General features: G+C 70.2%; 11 protein-coding genes and 1 pseudogene. 4 read left to right on the forward strand and 8 right to left on the reverse strand.

What is annotated here, in order from left to right; translation table 11 throughout:
* Positions 1 to 3: 3 nt before the first annotated feature.
* The 3 genes and pseudogenes from lnt to AB8998_RS15965 form a co-directional block, all read right to left on the reverse strand.
* Positions 4 to 2,618: pseudogene (gene lnt, locus AB8998_RS15955) on the reverse strand (apolipoprotein N-acyltransferase).
* A 184-nt stretch (positions 2,619 to 2,802) separates the two neighbouring features.
* The gene (locus tag AB8998_RS15960; protein WP_369741605.1) at positions 2,803 to 4,353 is read right to left on the reverse strand and encodes an amidohydrolase; all 1,551 of its coding nucleotides are present in this window, start codon (positions 4,351 to 4,353) and stop codon (positions 2,803 to 2,805) included.
* 103 nt (positions 4,354 to 4,456) lie between these two features.
* The gene (locus tag AB8998_RS15965; RefSeq protein ID WP_369738762.1) at positions 4,457 to 4,999 is read right to left on the reverse strand and encodes an FxsA family protein; all 543 of its coding nucleotides are present in this window, start codon (positions 4,997 to 4,999) and stop codon (positions 4,457 to 4,459) included.
* 72 nt (positions 5,000 to 5,071) lie between these two features.
* Here AB8998_RS15965 and AB8998_RS15970 point away from each other — a divergent pair, with 72 nt between their 5' ends.
* Entirely contained in the window at positions 5,072 to 5,770 is a 699-nt protein-coding gene (locus tag AB8998_RS15970; protein WP_369738763.1) for a dienelactone hydrolase family protein, read from the forward strand.
* Between the two features lie 2 nt (positions 5,771 to 5,772).
* Here the strand turns inward: AB8998_RS15970 and AB8998_RS15975 are convergent, their stop codons facing one another.
* The 3 genes from AB8998_RS15975 to AB8998_RS15985 all read right to left on the reverse strand — a co-directional run bounded on the left by AB8998_RS15975 (position 5,773) and on the right by AB8998_RS15985 (position 10,421).
* Positions 5,773 to 6,174, reverse strand: a complete 402-nt coding sequence (locus AB8998_RS15975; protein ID WP_369738764.1) for a PPOX class F420-dependent oxidoreductase — start codon at positions 6,172 to 6,174, stop codon at positions 5,773 to 5,775.
* Between the two features lie 97 nt (positions 6,175 to 6,271).
* On the reverse strand, positions 6,272 to 9,850 hold the full coding sequence (gene cobN / locus AB8998_RS15980) for a cobaltochelatase subunit CobN (RefSeq protein WP_369738765.1): 3,579 nt from the start codon (positions 9,848 to 9,850) through the stop codon (positions 6,272 to 6,274).
* A gap of 70 nt (positions 9,851 to 9,920) precedes the next feature.
* Positions 9,921 to 10,421: a hypothetical protein gene (locus tag AB8998_RS15985; protein WP_369738766.1), complete on the reverse strand. Its 501-nt coding sequence runs from the start codon at positions 10,419 to 10,421 to the stop codon at positions 9,921 to 9,923.
* 167 nt (positions 10,422 to 10,588) lie between these two features.
* Between AB8998_RS15985 and cobG the strand changes: the two genes are divergently transcribed.
* Genes cobG through AB8998_RS16000 form a run of 3 tightly spaced genes read left to right on the forward strand, consistent with a single transcriptional unit; the run spans position 10,589 to position 13,851 of the window.
* Positions 10,589 to 11,716 carry a precorrin-3B synthase gene (cobG, locus tag AB8998_RS15990; protein ID WP_369738767.1) on the forward strand — a complete coding sequence of 376 codons (1,128 nt, stop codon included), beginning with the start codon at positions 10,589 to 10,591 and terminating at the stop codon, positions 11,714 to 11,716.
* Positions 11,717 to 11,725: 9 nt separating this feature from the next.
* A complete protein-coding gene (locus AB8998_RS15995) occupies positions 11,726 to 12,352 on the forward strand; it encodes a precorrin-8X methylmutase (protein ID WP_369738768.1) in 627 nt (208 codons plus the stop codon).
* Positions 12,349 to 13,851 (forward strand): precorrin-2 C(20)-methyltransferase, encoded by a 1,503-nt coding sequence (locus AB8998_RS16000; protein ID WP_369738769.1) that lies wholly within the window; start codon positions 12,349 to 12,351, stop codon positions 13,849 to 13,851. Before AB8998_RS15995 ends, AB8998_RS16000 begins: the two co-directional genes overlap by 4 nt.
* A 140-nt stretch (positions 13,852 to 13,991) precedes the next feature.
* On the opposite strand, the gene AB8998_RS16005 is transcribed toward AB8998_RS16000, so the two are convergent.
* Positions 13,992 to 16,991 carry an MMPL/RND family transporter gene (locus tag AB8998_RS16005; RefSeq protein ID WP_369738770.1) on the reverse strand — a complete coding sequence of 1,000 codons (3,000 nt, stop codon included), beginning with the start codon at positions 16,989 to 16,991 and terminating at the stop codon, positions 13,992 to 13,994.
* Entirely contained in the window at positions 16,988 to 17,419 is a 432-nt protein-coding gene (locus tag AB8998_RS16010; RefSeq protein WP_369738771.1) for an MmpS family transport accessory protein, read from the reverse strand. The genes AB8998_RS16005 and AB8998_RS16010 overlap by 4 nt, the downstream gene beginning before the upstream one ends.
* Positions 17,420 to 17,683: the final 264 nt, after the last annotated feature.

Genomic DNA, 17,683 nt, shown 5'->3' on the forward strand with positions numbered 1-17,683 from the left:
GGATCAGGCTCGGTCGGGAGCGCGTGTCCCGCGGGCGTGCGCCGTGCGACCCTCGATGCCCCACCGCGTGACCTTGATCAGCGCCTCGCGGATGTTGGATCCGCTCATCTTCGAGACGCCGAGTTCGCGTTCGGTGAAGGTGATCGGCACCTCGACGATGACGAACCCATTGCACGCGGTACGCCAGGTCAGGTCGATCTGGAAGCAGTAACCCTTGGATTCCACGCGGTCGAGGTCGATCTTCTCGAGCACCTCGCGGCGGTAGGCCCGGTAACCGGCGGTGATGTCGTGGACGCCGATGCCCAGCGCCACCCGCGAGTAGGTGTTGGCGGTCTTGGACAGGGCCAGGCGCCGCCACGGCCAGTTCCGGACGGTCCCCCCGGCGACGTAGCGCGAGCCGATGGCCAGGTCAGCACCCGCGTCGACGGCATCCAGCAAACGGTGCAGCTGTTCGGGCGCATGGCTGCCGTCCGCGTCCATCTCCACCAGCACCGAGTAGTCCCGGCTCAGACCCCAGCCGAAACCCGCCAGATACGCGGCGCCCAGGCCGTCCTTGGCGGTGCGGTGCAGCACGAACGTGCGGCCGGGATCGGCGGCGGCCAGCTCGTCGGCGAGTTGGCCGGTGCCGTCGGGGCTGCTGTCGTCGACGATGAGCAGGTGCACTCCCGGGCACGCCTTCTTCAACCGGTCGTGGATCAACGGCAGGTTCTCCCGCTCGTTGAAGGTCGGGATGATCACCAGCGTGCGCTGGCTTGGACGGTTGCCCGGGGCCTGCGGCGCCGGCTGGGCGGTGGTCATTTAGCTCCTCTGTGTCGCCCGAAGTAACGCGGTTGTCGGCCGCTCCGGTGGAGCGGAGTGTAGTCACCGCCCTCGTCGGGCGGGACCTGGTCGCCGCCGTCGTCGGGCGGGGGGTCCTGCGAATCCGAACCGCCCTCGTCAGGCGGTGCGTCGTCGTCCGGGTCGCCCGTTCTGGACCTGAGCCGAATCGGACGCGGGAACCACCCATTGTGCCGTATCCCGGCCAGGATGACCGCCCCGGCCACCGCGACCAGAACCCATTGCAGCGTCGGGCCCCATCTGGTTGCTGGCGTCAGCCGGGTCTTGAGCCGCACCTGCATGTCGAGATAGGCGGGTTCGAAGAACTCCGTGCGCACCAGCTCGCCGCCGTCCGGCGCGATCACGGCGCTGACGCCGGTGGTGCCGGCCACCACGACGAACCGGTCGTGCTCCACGGCCCGAACCTTGGCGAACGCGAGTTGCTGCTCGCTCATCGTCTTGTTGAAGGTGGCGTTGTTGCTGGGCACGGCCAGCAGCTGGGCGCCGTGCAGCACCGCCTCACGCGGCTCGCGGTCGAAGATCACCTCCCAGCAGGTCGCCACCCCCACGGGCACCCCACCGATGTGCACAACCCCGCTGCTTCGGCCCGGAACCATGTGGCCGGCCAGGCCGGCGTACCCGGAGAGGTGCCTGAACAGCCACGGCATCGGCAGGTACTCGCCGAACGGTTGCACGATCTCCTTGTCGTGGCGGTCGGCCGGACCGGTGACGGGGTTCCAGACGATCACGGTGTTGGTGTATTCGGGGTCGTCTGCCGGGCGGCCCGGGATGCCGAGCACGGTGCCGACGAGGATCGGCGCGTGGATGGCCGTGGCGGCTTTCGCGATCTGTTGGGCGGCGTCGGCGTTGACCAACGGGTCGATGTCCGACGAATCCTCCGGCCAGATCACGAACTGGGGTTGCGGAGCTGCCCCTGACCGCACGTCCTCGGCCAGCCGCAGCGTTTCCCGGACGTGGTTGTCCAGCACCGCGCGCCGTTGCTCGTTGAAACCGAGACCCAGCCGCGGCACGTTGCCCTGCACCGCCGCGACGGTGACCGGCGGTTCCCCGCCCGCGCCGGTCCCGGCGTGCCGCACCTGGGGCCAGACCGCGACCGCGGCCAACAACGCCACGCAGATGCACACGCCCGGCAACACGACGGCGGGCGGCCGGTCGACTTCGCGGTCGGTGCGTGCTTGCGCTCGGCCGCCCCGCGGCCACCACGCGACGATCTCCCGCGTGATCGCCGTGGCGCTGAACCCCACCAGCACGATCGCCGTCGACAGCAGCGCCACACCGCCGAGATGGGCCAGCGGCAGGAACGGCCCGTCGGATTGGCCGAACGCAACCGACCCCCACGGGAAGCCCCCGAACGGATAGTTCGCCTTCAACCACTCCTGGGCCGCCCACAGCACGGCGAACCAGATCGGCCAGCCGGGCAGCCGGCGCACCACGACGGCGAACAACCCGAACAGGCCCGGGAACAACGCGCACGTCGCCGCCAGCACCAGCCAGGGCATGGCGCCCACCAGAGCGCTGATCCACGGCAGCAGCGGCAGGTAGAGCGCCAGCCCGAACAGAAAGCCGTAGCCCAGGCCACCGACCGGTGTCGTGGCGCGGTGCGTGAGCACCCAGGCCAGTAGCGCGGCGGCGATGATGGCGGCCCACCACCAGTTCAGGGGCGGAAAGCTCGCGCACAGCAACAAACCGCCCGCGACGGCCAGCAGCAACCGAGGCAGCCTAGGCAGCATCGCGGCCCGGACCGCGGGCAGCCGGGCCGCCACCGCGGCACCCAGCCCCAGCGCGGCCCGGTGCGTCGCGGCACCCAGGCGTGCGGCCAGGGCCGGACCGGCGGGGACGGGCTGGGGCCCGTGTTCCCCCGCCGGCGCTTCCGCGGGCTCCGGCGGCGCGTCGGCGGCGGACTCGTCGTCGGCCGCGACGGTCTCGTCGGCAGCCGCGGGGCGCGCGTCGCGGGCGAACCAGCCCCTAACCATGGATGACAGCGCCCCGATGCACGGTTTGCCGGCAGCGTGGCACGGGGTCGCCGGCGCCGAGTCGGGGCAACGCCGGAACCCGGGAGCGCGGGTCGGTGGACCAGCGCTGCACACCGTCGGGCGCCGCCCGGGTGTCCAGGGGCCCGGCGTCCCACACGGCGTATGACGCCGGCGCGCCGGGCACCAGGGTCCCCGCCCTGGCGTCGAGCGCCCCGCTCGCGCGCCAGCCGCCGCGGGTCGCGGCGGCGAATGCGGCCCGGGGCGAGATTGCGCTTCCCGCGGTGCGATGGTTGACCGCGGCGCGGACGCTCACCCACGGGTCCAAGCCCGTGACCGGGGCATCGGAACCGAGGGCGAGGGGCACGCCTTGGGATGCTAACAGCGCGAACGGGTTGAGCCGGCTGCCCCGCTCGGCGCCGAGCCGCTGCGCGTACATGCCGGTGGGCCCGCCCCACAGCGCGTCGAAATTGGGCTGCACGCTGGCGATGACGCCCCAGGCGCCCAGTTTGGCGGCCTGCTCGGCGGTGACCATCTCGAGGTGCTCGAGCCGGTGCCCGCATCGGGCGACCGCGGCCATGCCCAGGTCGGCGACCACCGCCTCGAACGCCGCGACGACGGCCGTGACCGCGGCATCGCCGATGACGTGGAAGCCGGCCGTGACCTGCGCCTGCGTGCATGCCCGCACGTGCGCTTCGACGGCGTCGGGGTCCAGGTGGCAGCTGCCGACGCGGTCGGGCGCGTCGGTGTAGGGCTCGTGCAACCAGGCGGTGCGCGACCCCAGCGCCCCGTCCACGAACAGATCGCCGGCCAGCCCGCGAGCGCCCGTCTCATCCAGCAGCGCTCGGGCCCGAGCCGGGGTGGTGACCGCCTCGCCCCAGTAGCCGATCACCTCCACTCCCGGGACGCCCTGGACGTTGCGGTCCGGCGCGCACAGCCGCAGCCAGTCGTCGAGGCCCCCGATCTCGGGACCGGCGCATTCGTGCACGGCGACGATCCCGGACGCGGCGACGGCCCGCAGCGCGGCCGCCCGCGCCTCGGCCAGCTGCGTATCGGTGAGCAGGCCCCGGGCGACGGCCCGAACCAGGTGATGCGCGTCGCCGGTCAGTGGCCGCTCGGGGGCGAAACCGGCGGCGGCGGCCAGGCCGGGAACCAGCCGCCGCAGCGCGGTCGAGGCGAGGGCGGAGTGGACGTCGACGCGGGCCAGGTAGGCGGGCCGGTCGCCGAGCACGCCGTCGAGGTCGACGGTGCCGGGGGCATCGTTGTCCGGCCACGCCGATTCGTCCCAGCCGTGCCCCCACACCGGCAGGCCGGGATGGGCGGCCGCATGGTCGCCGATCATCTTCAGGCAGTGCGCACGCGAGGTGGCCGCCCGCAGGTCCAGGCCGCTGAGCGCCAGGCCGATCGCGCTGAGGTGAACATGGCTGTCCACGAACGCCGGCGCGACGAACCCGCCGTCGAGATTTTCCACGGTGGCGTCGGGGAACTGCTCGCGGCCGACGGCGTCGCTGCCCAGCCAGACGACGACGCCCCCGCGCACCGCCATGGCGGTGGCATCCGGGTGGGTCGGGCTGTGCACCCGGCCGTTGACCAGCAGCTTGGTCACAGGCCAAACCTAGTCAAACCTGGGCGTGGCGGTGCCGGGGCGATCAGTAGGGGCTTCGCGCGGTACGTTCCCGGGGCCCACCGGCAATCGGGGCGTTCGGCAACGTGGGGGGCTCGCCCTCGGTCACGTCGATGACCTCGCCGTCGATGTAGTCGATGTAGTCGCGTTCGCCGCCCGGTTCGCCCTGCCGTACACCGGCCGCGAAAGTGGTGATCAGCGGCACCCGCCGCTGCAGGCCGCGCATCGTCACCGCGGCCAGTCCCGAACCGGCGGCGGCCCGGATGGGCGGCACCAGCAGCAGGATCCCCAACGCGGTGGTGACCAACCCGGGCACGACAACCAGACCGGTGGCCACCGTCACCAGGGCTCCGTCGCCCAACGCACGCCGCGGATTCCTGAGGCCCGATCGCAGCTGGCCCACGTGGTGGACGAGTTGCGATCCCGCCATCGGCACCATCAGGGCCCACCCGAGCACGAAGCTGGCCAGCAGCGCCAACACGGTCCAACCGAACCCGATCGTCGACACCAGCGCGATGATCACCGCGAGTTCGACACCGGCATATATCAGCAACAACCGCCACAGCATATGACGCCAACGCCTGCGGGCCGGGCCGGAGTTCCCTGGTGGCGAACGACGCGGCTGCAGTTAGATGACGCTATGACAACGATCGAGATCAACACCCCCGACGGACCGATCGACGCGCTGCTGAGCCTGCCGCCGGGGCAGGGCCCCTGGCCGGGGGTGGTGGTGGTCCACGACGCGTTCGGCTACAACCCCGACAAGGAGGCGACCAACGACCGGATCGCCCGGGCGGGATACGTGGCGATCACGCCGAACCTGTACGCCCGGGGCGGCCGCGCCCGCTGCATCACCCGGGTCATACGGGAGGTGCTGACCCAGCGGGGCCGCTCCCTCGACGACCTGCTGGCCGCCCGCGACCACCTGCAGGCCATGCCGGAGTGCACCGGACAGGTCGGTATCGCGGGCTTCTGCATGGGCGGCCAGTTCGCGCTGGTGATGGCGTCCAGCGGCTTCGGCGCCTCGGCACCGTTCTACGGCACTCCGCTGCCGCGCCACCTCGGCGAGACGCTGGACGGCGCTTGCCCGATCGTGGCCAGCTTCGGCGCCCGCGACCCGCTCGGCGTCGGCGCGCCGGCGCGGCTGCGCGAAATGACCGACGCCAAGGGGGTGACCGCCGACATCAAGGTCTATCCGCACGCCGGGCACAGCTTCGCCAACAAGCTGCCGGCCCAGCCGCTGCTGCGCATCACCGGCTTCGGCTACGACGAAGCGGCGACCGAGGACGCGTGGAGCCGGGTGTTCTCGTTCTTCCGCCGGCACCTCACGGCGTCGTAGGCCTAGCCGGGACTTCCGGCGGGCCTGATCTCGAGGCCGACGTTGTTCTGCATCCCGCCGCGCAGCTTGCTGAACAGGTTGAAGACCTTGCCGACGATGCCGTACCGCCTGCCGATCGCGTCGTAGACGGCGCCCGTGTGCGACTTGTCGAGGACGGCCGCGCTGCCTTCGACGGCCTCGCTTTTCGGGTTGCCGCGCATGTCGCAAGCGGCCAGCGTGACCCGCGGGGTGTTGCGGATCCGCTTGACCTTCCACGACTTCTCCTGCGTGATCACCAGCAGCCGGTCCCTCTCCTTGTTGTCAAGGGCCGCCCAGACGGGCGTGGGCTTGGGCCGGCCATCCCTGGTGAACGTGGTCAGCAGGACGTATTGCGACTTGGCGAGGTCGGCAAAGGTGGGTGTCACGGTGTTCAACCTACCGCCGCGGCGACTCGAACGTGACCTGCAGCCACGGTGGGGCCCGAGCGTGACCGCAGTGTCACGTTCGGGCGCCAGAGGGGGCTCAGCCCTCGAGGTCGCCCTCGGTTTCCAGCAGCGCCTGGCGCAGACCGTCGAGCGTTTCCGGTTGGGGGTCGGCCCACATGCCGCGCCCGGCGGCCTCGAGCAGCCGCTCGGCCATGCCGTGTAACGCCCACGGGTTGGACTCCGCCATGAACTTACGGTTCTCCTGATCCAGCACGTAACGCTCGGCGAGCTGTTCGTACATCCAGTCGGCCATCACCGCAGCGGTGGCGTCGTAGCCGAACAGGTAGTCGACGGTCGCGGCCATCTCGAACGCGCCCTTGTATCCATGGCGGCGCATCGCCGCCATCCAGCGGGGGTTGACGACGCGGGCGCGGAACACGCGCGTGGTCTCCTCCAAGAGCGTGCGAGTGCGGATCGCGTCGGGCCTGGTGTTGTCGCCGATGTAGGCGGCCGGTGCCTGCCCGGTCAGCGCCCGCACCGTGGCCACCATGCCGCCGTGGTACTGGAAGTAGTCGTCGGAGTCGGCGATGTCGTGCTCGCGGGTGTCGGTGTTCTTCGCGGCCACCGCGATCCGACGGTACTGCCGGTTCATGTCGTCGACCGCCTCCCGGCCGTCCAGGTTGCGCCCGTAGGCGAACCCGCCCCAGGCCGTGTAGACCTGCGCGAGGTCGGCGTCGTCACGCCAGTTGCGGCTGTCGATCAGCTGCAGCAGCCCGGCACCGTAGGTACCCGGCTTGGAACCGAAAATTCTTGTGGTCGAGCGCCTCTGGTCGCCGTGCTGGGCCAGGTCGGCCTGGGCGTGGGCCCGCACGTAGTTGTCGGCGGCGGGCTCGTCGAGATCGGCGACCAGCCGCACCGCGTCGTCGAGCATCGTGACCACGTGCGGGAACGCGTCCCGGAAGAACCCCGAGATGCGCACGGTCACGTCGATGCGCGGGCGGCCCAGCTCCGCCGGCGGGATCGGCGTCAGGCCGACGACCCGCCGCGACGCGTCGTCCCACACCGGCCGGACACCCAGCAGCGCAAGCACTTCCGCGATGTCGTCGCCCGAGGTGCGCATCGCCGAGGTGCCCCACACCGACAGCCCGACGGACCGCGGCCACCGGCCGTGCTCGTCGCGGTACCGGGCGAGCAGCGAATCTGCAAGCGCCACACCGGCTTCCCACGCCAGCCGGGACGGCACCGCCTTGGGGTCCACCGAGTAGAAGTTGCGCCCGGTTGGCAGCACGTTGACCAGGCCGCGCAGCGGCGAGCCCGATGGCCCGGCCGGGACGAAGTGGCCGTCCAGGGCCCGCAGTACCTGCTCGATCTCGGCGGCGCTGCCCGCGAGACGGGGCACGACCTCGGTGGCCGCGAACCGCAGCACCGCCGCGGCGTCGGGGTTGTCGGTGAGCCGGTCGACGGCATCGGCGTCCCAACCGGTGGCCTGCAGCGCCGCGACCAGTTCCCGGGCGGCGGCCTCGGCGCCGTCGACCGAGGATCGATCGTCGGTGCCGTCCTCGGCCAACCCGAGCGCCTGGCGCAGGCCGGGCAGTGTGTGCTCGCCGCCGAATAGCTGCCGGGCCCGCAGGATCGCCAGCACCAGGTCGAGTTCGGTTTCCCCGGAAGGCTTTTGGCCCAGGATGTGCAGGCCGTCGCGGATCTGGACGTCCTTGATCTCACACAGCCAGCCGTCGACGTGCAGCAGCATGTCATCGAACGAGTCCTCCGCCGGGCGCTCGGACAGCCCGAGATCGTGGTCCATCTTCGCGGCCCGGATCAGCGTCCAGATCTGCTGGCGGATGGCGGGCAGCTTGGCGGGATCCAGCGCCGCCACGTTGGCGTGCTCGTCGAGCAACTGCTCCAGGCGCGCGATGTCGCCGTAGGTTTCGGCGCGCGCCATGGGCGGGATCAGGTGGTCGACGAGCACCGCGTGCGCCCGCCGCTTGGCCTGGGTGCCCTCGCCGGGGTCGTTGACCAGGAAGGGGTAGATCAACGGCAGGTTGCCCAGCGCGGCGTCGGGCCCGCAGGCGGCCGACATGCCCAACGTCTTGCCCGGCAGCCATTCCAGGTTGCCGTGTTTGCCCAGATGCACCACCGCGTGCGCCCCGAAACCCGCGTCCAGCCAGTGGTAGGCGGCCAGGTAGTGGTGGCTGGGCGGCAGGTCTGGGTCGTGGTAGATCGCGACGGGGTTCTCGCCGAAGCCGCGCGGCGGCTGCACCAGCAGCACCAGGTTACCGGATCGCATTGCGGCGATCACGATCTCACCGTCGGGGTCGTTGGTGCGGTCCACGAACAGCTCGCCGGGCGGCGGACCCCAGTGCGCCTGCACGGCCTCGGTCAGCTCGGCTGGCAATGTGGCGAACCACGCACGATATTCTCTGGCCGGCAACCGAATCGGGTTGCCTGCCAGCTGCCCGTCGGTGAGCCAGTCGGGGTCCTGGCCGCCGCGTTCGATCAGCGCGTGGATCAGCGCGTCGCCGTCGCCGTTCTCCACACCGGGCAGCTCGCCCACCCGGTAGCCGTGCTCGCGCATCGCCGCCAGCAGAGCGACCGCGCTGGCCGGGGTGTCCAGGCCGACCGCGTTGCCGATGCGGGCGTGCTTGGTGGGGTACGCCGAGAACACCAGAGCCACCCGCTTGTCGGCGGGCGCGACGTGCCGCAGCCGCGCGTGCCGGATCGCCAGTCCCGCCACCCGCGCGCAGCGTTCCGGGTCGGCCGCATACGAGATCAGACCGTCGTCGTCGAATTCCTTGAACGAGAAAGGAACCGTGATGATGCGCCCGTCGAACTCGGGCACCGCCACCTGGGTGGCCACGTCGAGGGGGCTCAGACCATCGTCATTGTCCAGCCACTGCCTGCGCGGGCTGGTGAGGCAAAGCCCCTGCAGGATCGGGATGTCCAGGGCCGCCAGGTGTTCGACGTTCCAGCTGTCGTCGTCCCCGCCGGCGGACACCGCCGCGGGTTTCAGTCCCCCGGCCGCGAGCACGGTGACCACCATGGCGTCGGCCTCGCGAAGCCGTTGCAGCAGATCGGGTTCGGCGGTGCGCAGCGACGCGCAGTAGAGCGGAAGGGGCCGGCCGCCGGCGTCCTCGATCGCCCGGCACAGCGCCTCGACGTAGGCGGTGTTCCCGGCCAACTGCTGGGCGCGGTAGTAGAGCACCGCGATCGTCGGGCCTTCGGCGCGCTCAGCGGCACCCGCGCGGGCGAGCTCGCCCCAGGTGGGGGTCGCCATCGGCTCGGCGAACCCGTAGCCCGTCATCAGGACGGTGTCCGACAAGAAGGCGTGCAACTGACGCAGGTTTTCCACGCCGCCGTGGGCCAGATAGATGTGGGCCTGCACCGCGATCCCGGCGGCGACCGTCGACAGGCCGGTCAGCTCCGCGTCGGCGGCCTGCTCACCGCTGACCAGGACGGCCGGGACGCCGCTCGCGATCACCGCGTCGATGCCGCTCTGCCAGGCGCGGTAGCCGCCCAGGATCCGCACCACCACGACCGCGGCGTTCTCCAGCAGGGAGGCCAGCTCGTCTTCGGAGAGCCGCGACGGGTTGGCCCACCGGTAGTTCTTGCCGCTGGAGCGGGCACCGATCAGGTCGGTGTCGGAGGTCGACAGCAGCAAAATGGTCGGGTCAGCCACCCATCATTCGTACCGCATCGGCCCACCGCATCGGCCCACCGCATCGGAAGGCGCGGATTCCCGGCCCGATTCACGCCAGCAGGACACCGCGCGCGACCAGCACCTCGCGTATCTCCTCGAAGATCGACTGGCGCTGCTCGTAGCCCCGAACGACGGCGACCCAGTCGTCGCCGCTCTTGACCGCGAACTCGGCGGCCGCGGTCAGCGCCGCGTAGTACGCCGCCCCGACATCGTCGGACCACATCACCCAGGCCGCCTCGTCGGTTTGGCACAGCGCGCCGATCGACGCGAAGAACGTGTCGAGCGCACCGTTCTCCCGATCCGGGTTCAGGAAGTACAACAGGTAGGGCAATTCCGAGTACACCCTGTGCAGGAAGCCGGTGATCGCCGGGTTCATGTATGGGTGGCGCTCCTCCAACTTGTCGGTGTCCGCGAATTTCAGCGCGATCGATCCGCGCCAGGCGCGGGCCACCGCCGGGTTCGCAGACACGTCGGCCAGGGTCTTGTGCATCACCGCGGTGTCTTGCGACCGCCAGTCGTCGGCCGGGATCTCGATCTGTCGCAGGCTCATGCCCCGGCCCGCCGTTGCCGCTCGTGCTCAGCACCGATTACCGGGTCTGCCCAAAAGGTGTCTGTACGCACCACGCCCCCAAAATTCACCACGCGACGCATGCCAGGCCATCATATTCCCCCGAGACCGTAGCGCCCGCGACCACGATCTCCGTCGTACCGTAGGGCATGCCTCGAACCCGCGACACCGACGCCTGTCCGGGTGCGTTGCAGGTGCATCAGGCCGCCGACGGCGCGCTGGTGCGGGTGCGACTGCCCGGCGGCATGATCACCGCCGACCAGTTGGCAGCGCTGACCGCCGTCGCGGGCGGGCTGGGCTCGGGAACCCTGGAACTGACCGTGCGGGGCAACGTTCAGGTGCGCGGGATCACCGACGTGACGGCGGCCGCCGCGGCGATCGCCGGGGCCGGGCTGCTGCCGTCGGCGACCCACGAGCGGGTTCGCAACATCGTCGCCTCGCCACTGTCCGGCCGCGCCGGCGGGCGAGCCGACGTGCGGGGATGGGTCGGTGACCTGGATGCGGCGATCCGCGCCGAGCCGCGGCTGGCCGAACTGGGCGGCCGATTCTGGTTCAGTGTCGACGACGGCCGCGCCGACGTGTCCGGTCTGGGCGCCGACGTCGGGGCCCAGGTGCTCGACGACGGTGTGGCGCTGCTGCTGGCCGGGCGGGACACCGGCGTGCGACCTGACGCCGACGGCGTCATCGAGGCGCTCGTCGCCGTCGCCCTGCGGTTTCTGGAAGTGCGCGGAAAGGCTTGGCGGGTCAACGAATTGGCCGACGTGCGCGTGCTGCTGCCCGCTGCCGACCCGCGCGGCCCCACGTTTCCCGTCCGCACCGGCCCCCCGGTGGGGTGGATAGGCCAGGACGACGGCCGCGTCACGCTGGGCGCCGCGGTCCCGCTCGGCGTGCTGCCCGCACGCGTCGCGGAGTACTTGGTCGCCGTCCAGGCGCCACTGGTCGTCACACCGTGGCGCTCGGTGCTGATCTGCGACCTCGACGAAGCCGTCGCCGACGCCGCGGTGCGGGTGCTGGCGCCCGTGGGCCTGGTCTTCGACGAGAACTCCCCCTGGCTGACGGTCAGCGCCTGCACCGGCAGACCCGGGTGCGCGCACTCGGTGGCCGATGTGCGGGCCGACGCCGCGCGGTCGCTGGACCCCGACTCCACGGTGCACCGTCACTTCGTCGGCTGCGAGCGGGCGTGCGGCAGCCCGCTGGCCGGCGAGGTGCTGGTCGCCACCGGGGACGGATACCGGCTGGAGCGCTCCGCGGCGGGTCGCCGCCGCGACGAGCCTTAGGGTGATCGGGTGCTCGACTACATCCGCGACGCGGCCGAAATCTATCGGCAGTCGTTCGCGACCATCCGCGCCGAGGCCGACCTGGGCCGGTTCCCCGCCGACGTCGCGCAGGTCGTGGTCCGGTTGATCCACACCTGCGGCCAGGTCGATGTCGCGGGTCACGTCGCCTTCACCGACGACGTCGTGGCGCGGGCCCGCGCCGCCCTGCGCGCCGGTGCGCCGGTGCTGTGCGATTCGTCGATGGTGGCCGCCGGCATCACCGCCGCGCGGTTGCCCGCCGGCAACGAAGTGGTGTCACTGGTGGCCGATCCGCGCGCGGCCGAACTGGCCGCCCGACAGCGCACCACCCGCTCGGCGGCCGGCGTGGAATTGTGGGCCGACCGGATGGGCGGCGCGGTCCTGGCGATCGGCAACGCGCCCACCGCCCTGTTCCGCCTGCTGGAGCTGATCGACGAGGGGGTCGCCGCGCCGGTCGCGGTGCTGGGCGGCCCGGTCGGATTCGTCGGGTCGGCACAATCCAAGCAGGAGCTCATCGACCGTCCGCGCGGCATGTCCTATCTGGTCGTGCGGGGCCGACGCGGCGGCAGCGCCATGGCCGCCGCCGCGGTCAACGCGATCGCGAGCGAGAGCGAATGACCGCCCCCAGAGGCACCGCGCGAAGCGCCCCCAGAGGCACCCTGTGGGGCGTCGGGCTGGGACCCGGTGACCCGGAGCTGGTGACCGTCAAGGCCGCCCGGGTGATCGGCGACGCGGACGTGGTGGCCTATCACAGCGCCCGGCACGGTCACAGCATCGCGAGGGCAATCGCCGAGCCGTACCTGCGGCCCGGTCAGATCGAGGAGCACCTGATCTACCCGGTGACCACCCAGTCCACCGACCATCCCGGCGGCTACGCCGGGGCGCTGGAAGACTTCTACGCCGAGGCCACCCGCCGGATCGCGGCACACCTGGACGCCGGACGCAACGTGGCGCTGCTCGCCGAGGGCGACCCGCTGTTCTACAGCTCCTACATGCACCTGCACACCCGCCTGACGGAGCGCTTCGACGCGGTCATCGTGCCCGGGGTCACCTCGGTGAGCGCCGCCTCGGCGGCCATCGCCACACCACTGGTAGCCGGTGACGAGGTGCTGTCGGTGCTGCCGGGCACCCTGCCGGCCGCCGAACTGACCCGCCGGTTGGCCGACGCCGACGCCGCCGTGATCCTCAAACTGGGCAGGTCGTATTCCAATGTGCGGGAAGCGCTTTCGGCCGCCGGCAAGCTCGACGACGCATTCTACGTGGAGCGGGCCAGCACCCGCGGTGAACGCGTGCTGCCCGCCGCGGACGTCGACGCGAACAGCGTGCCCTACTTCTCGCTGGCCATGCTGCCGGGCGGGCGGCGGGACCGCGGCCCGGCAACCGGCGCGGTGGCGGTGGTGGGACTCGGGCCCGGCGACACCGACTGGATGACGCCGCAGACCCGGCGGGAACTCGCGGCCGCGACCGATCTGATCGGTTACGCAGGCTACCTGGACCGCGTGCCCGCCCGCGACGGTCAGCGCCGACATCCCAGCGACAACACCGACGAACCCGCGCGGGCGCGGCTGGCGTGCTCGCTGGCCGAGCAGGGACATGCGGTCGCGGTGGTGTCCTCGGGCGACCCGGGCGTGTTCGCGATGGCCACCGCCGTACTCGAAGAGGCCAAGCAGTGGCCGGGCGTTCAGGTGCGGGTCATTCCGGCGATGACCGCCGCCCAGGCCGTGGCCAGCCGGGTAGGCGCTCCGCTCGGTCACGACTACGCTGTGATCTCGCTGTCCGACCGGCTCAAACCGTGGGACGTCATCGCCGCCCGGCTGACCGCCGCCGCCTCCGCGGATCTGGTGCTGGCCGTGTACAACCCGGCGTCCAAATCGCGGACCTGGCAGGTCGGGGCGATGCGCGACATCCTGCTGGCTCATCGCGAACCGGGCACACCGGTGGTGATCGGCCGCGACGTCTCCGGGCCCGAGGAAACCGTCCGGGTCGTGCGGCTGGCCGACCTCGACCCCGCCGACGTCGACATGCGCTGCCTGCTGATCGTCGGGTCCTCCCAAACGCAGTGGCACTCAGTCGATTCGGGTGACCGGGTGTTCACTCCACGGCGCTACCCGTTCTGATCGCGCTCGGCCCCGTTCAGGGTCGGACGACCGGGATATCACCCCCGACGAAAATTGCCCGGTAGGCCGCGCGGCGAGCGAAGGTGTTGATGGCACGAAGCTACGGCTGTGGACCGGAAGAGATGCGCTGCGCACCTGTGTCAATGCGCGTGGCCCAGCCCCGGCCCCTCGCCGCCGCTGTGCGTCATGTCGCCAGAGAATTGGCTGCCGTCCTTCTGGGTGTCCGCCGCGGCGTTGCCCTCCGGGCGCCGGGACCTGACTGTCGTCGCGTCCGCGGGCTCACCCAACAGCAGCGAGCGGACCAGGCGACGCGGCCCGAACGGCCGCAGCATCTCGCTGGCCGGGCGGGGCCGCACCTTCAGCGGCCACCAGAACCAGCGGCCGAGCAGCGCGGCGATCGACGGCGTCATCAGCGACCGCACGATCAGGGTGTCGAACAACAGGCCCAGCCCGATCGTGCTGCCGGCCTGGCCGATCGAGCGCAGGTCGCTGGCGACCATCGACATCATGGTGAAGGCGAACACCAGGCCCGCCGAGGTGACGACCCCCCCGGTCTCGCCCATCGAGCGGATGATGCCGGTTTTCAGGCCGGCGCCGATCTCCTCCTGGAACCGCGACACCAGCAACAGGTTGTAGTCCGAACCGACGGCCAACAGGATGATCAACCCGAACACCGGTGCGATCCAGTTCAGGTCCAGGCCGAGCAGGTGCTGCCACACCAGCACCGAGAGCCCGAAGGCCGCGCCCAGCGACAGCAGCACCGTGCCGACGATCACCAGGGACGCCACCAGGGCCCGCGTGATGATCACCATCACGACGAAAATCAATGTGATCGCGGCAATCCCGACGATCAACAGGTCGAAATTGGCGCCCGACTGGATGTCGCGGTAGATGGCTGCCGTTCCGGCCAGGTAGAACCTGCTGTCGGTCAGAGTCGTCCCCTTCACCGCATGGTGGGCGGCCTCGAGTTCCGGCTTGACCGCGGCGATGCCCGCCGGGGTCGCCGGGTCCTTCTCGTGGGTGATGATGAACCGCGCTGCCTTCCCGTCGGGCGACAGGAAGAGTTTCAGGCCGCGCTGAAAGTCAGGGTTCTGGAACGCCTCTGGCGGCAGATAGAAGTAGTCCCCACTCCGGGACGCGTCGAACGCCTGGCCCATCGCGCTCGCGGTGTCGGTCATCTGCGACATCTGCGTGACCAGGCCGGAGAAGCTGCTGTGGATGGTGAGCAGGCTGCCCCGCATCGACTTCGCGACGGCGATGATCGGCGGGAACTGGGCCACCATCTGGGGCATGATCGCGTCGATGTTGTTGACGTCCTTGATCAGCGTGCTCATGTTCTGGCTGAACTTGTCGACGCCATCGATCGCCTCGAACACCGAGCGGGTCGCCCAGCAGACCGGGATGTTGTAGCAGTGCTGCTCCCAGTACAGGTAGCCGCGCAACGGCCGCGCGAAGTCGTCGAAGTCCGCCAGGTGGTCCCGCATCTCGTCCAGCGTCGTCTGCATGTCATGCATGTCGCCGACCATGCGATGGGTCGAGTTGCTCATCCGCGCCATCAGCGCCTGCATGCGCTCCATCGACCCGATCATGGCGCCGAGATCGTCGCTCATCTTGAGCATGTCACCCATCCGGTCCTTCATGAACTGAAGGTTCTCCTGGATCGGGATCGACTGGGCGCTGATCTGAAACGGTATGGACGTGTGCTCGATCGGGCCGCCCAGCGGCCGGGTGATGCTTTGCACCATGGCGATTCCCGGCGAACGGAAGACGTCTTTGGCAACCCGGTCCAGGATGATCATGTCGCCGGTGTTCCGCATGTCGTGATCGCTCTCGATCATGAGGATGTCGGGATTCATCGTGGCCGCGCTGAAATGGCGCTCGGCGGCCTCATAGCCGACGTTCGAAGGCAGGTCTTTCGGGATGTAATAGCGGTCGTTGTAGCTGATCTTCATCGTCGGCATGATGAGGATGCCCACGATCGCGATGGCCAGCGAGGCCGCGAACACCGGGCCGGGCCAGCGCACTGTCGCGGTGCCGATGCGCCGCCAGCCGTGGACTTTGACGGCGCGTTTCGGGTCCAGCAGGCCGAACCGGCTGGCCACGGCGACAACGGCCGGTGCCGCGGTGAGCGCGCCTGCGACCACGACCAGCAGCCCCAGCGCCGAGGGGATGCCCAGCGCCTTGAAGTACGACAGCCGCGCCAGGTGGAGGCAGAAGGTTGCGCCGGCGATCGTCAGCCCGGATCCCAAAATGATGTGGAAGGTGCCGCGGAACATGCTGTAGTAGGCCGCTTCCCGGTCCAGACCGGCCTGACGCGCTTCCTGGTATCGGCCGATGAGGAAGATCGCGTAGTCGGTTCCCGCCGCGATCGCCAACGAGGACAGCATGGCGACGACGAACGTCGAGAACCCCAGCAGGTCGTAGTTGCCGAGTATCGCGACAAGGCCCCTGGCCGTGCCCATCTCGAAACCGACCATGACCAGGACGAGCAGCACCGTGCTGATGGAACGGTAGGCGATGAACAGCATGATCATGATGACCACGCCCGTCACGCCCATCATCACGAACATGCTCTTGTCGGCGGCTTCGTTCATGTCCGTCGTCAGTGCCGCCGGGCCGGTGAGGTAGACCTTGAGTCCCTGGGGCGGCGATGAGTGGTCGATGGTCTCCCGGACCGCTTTGACGGACTCGTTGCCCAGCGTGCTGCCCTGGTCGCCGGCCAGGTTGAGTTGAACGTAGGCGGCTTTACCGTCCCGGCTCTCCACACCGGCGGCGGTGAGCGGATCTCCCCATACGTTCTGGACGTGCTGCACGTGCTTGTGGTCGGCCTGCAGCTTCTTCACCAGGCCGTCGTAGTAGCGGTGTGCGTCCGGGCCGAGTTTGTGATCGCTCTCCAGGACGATCATCGCGATGCTGTCGGAGTCGGACTCGTGGAACGTCGCGCCGATGCGCTTGGCGGCGATCATCGCCGGCGCATCCCCGGGCGACATCGTGACCGCGTGATTTCTGGCGACCGACTCGATCGGCGGCACGAGCAGGTTGACGGCCGCGGTCAGCAGCAACCACCCAATGATGATCGGGACCGCGAAGTTGCGGACGAAGCGCATGAATTTCGGGCGCGTTTCGGTGTCTGTGTTCATCCGGCTTTCACCAAGCAAGAGGTTTGGGCGTGGTGGCCGTCCGCCGACCGCTCGTCTTTGACCTCGCCGTTGACAGTGATGCGGCACCCGATGGTGTCGCTGTTACCTTGTGCCACCAGGTTGGCGATCACCGCCGGCACCGTGGTGCTGATCGTGTAGGTCCAGGGCAGGCTGGTGAAGTTCGCCTGCTCCGGCTGGGCGCTCATGTCCAGGTAGCTCACGCTCCCGACCGTGTCAGCGGGCCCGTAGACCTCGTATGTCACCCGCTTGACGTGGGATGGTTTGAGCGGTTCGGCGCTGCTGCCGGTGGCCGTGAAGATTTCGTCGGAGCCGAACACGCCGCGAAGATTGATAACCGCGACAGCACCCAGGGCGACTGCCACCGCGACGACGAGAGGTACCCAAGCCTTCTTGAGAAAGGCCAACATCGGGGGTTCCTTTCGCTCGCGGTCTGGTTAAACCGGGTTTGCTCATCGGCAGTTTCACCCCTGCGCCATTGCAGCTGATAGGGCCATTCGACCCTGTGGGCAGTGGTCTTCAGCCATCTGACGTGCGGTTTGTTGCCTGGTTACGCGCCCGCAGCACAATTTATACCATACCCCCCACCGTATTCCGGGCCGCCGCCTCGCGAACCCCGCGCGCGCATCCGGCGCACCTTCAGGTCACCCGTTCCAACAGTATTAAACAGCTTG

It is taken from the genome of Mycobacterium sp. HUMS_12744610 (genome assembly GCF_041206865.1).
Taxonomy (GTDB): Bacteria; Actinomycetota; Actinomycetes; order Mycobacteriales; family Mycobacteriaceae; genus Mycobacterium; species Mycobacterium servetii.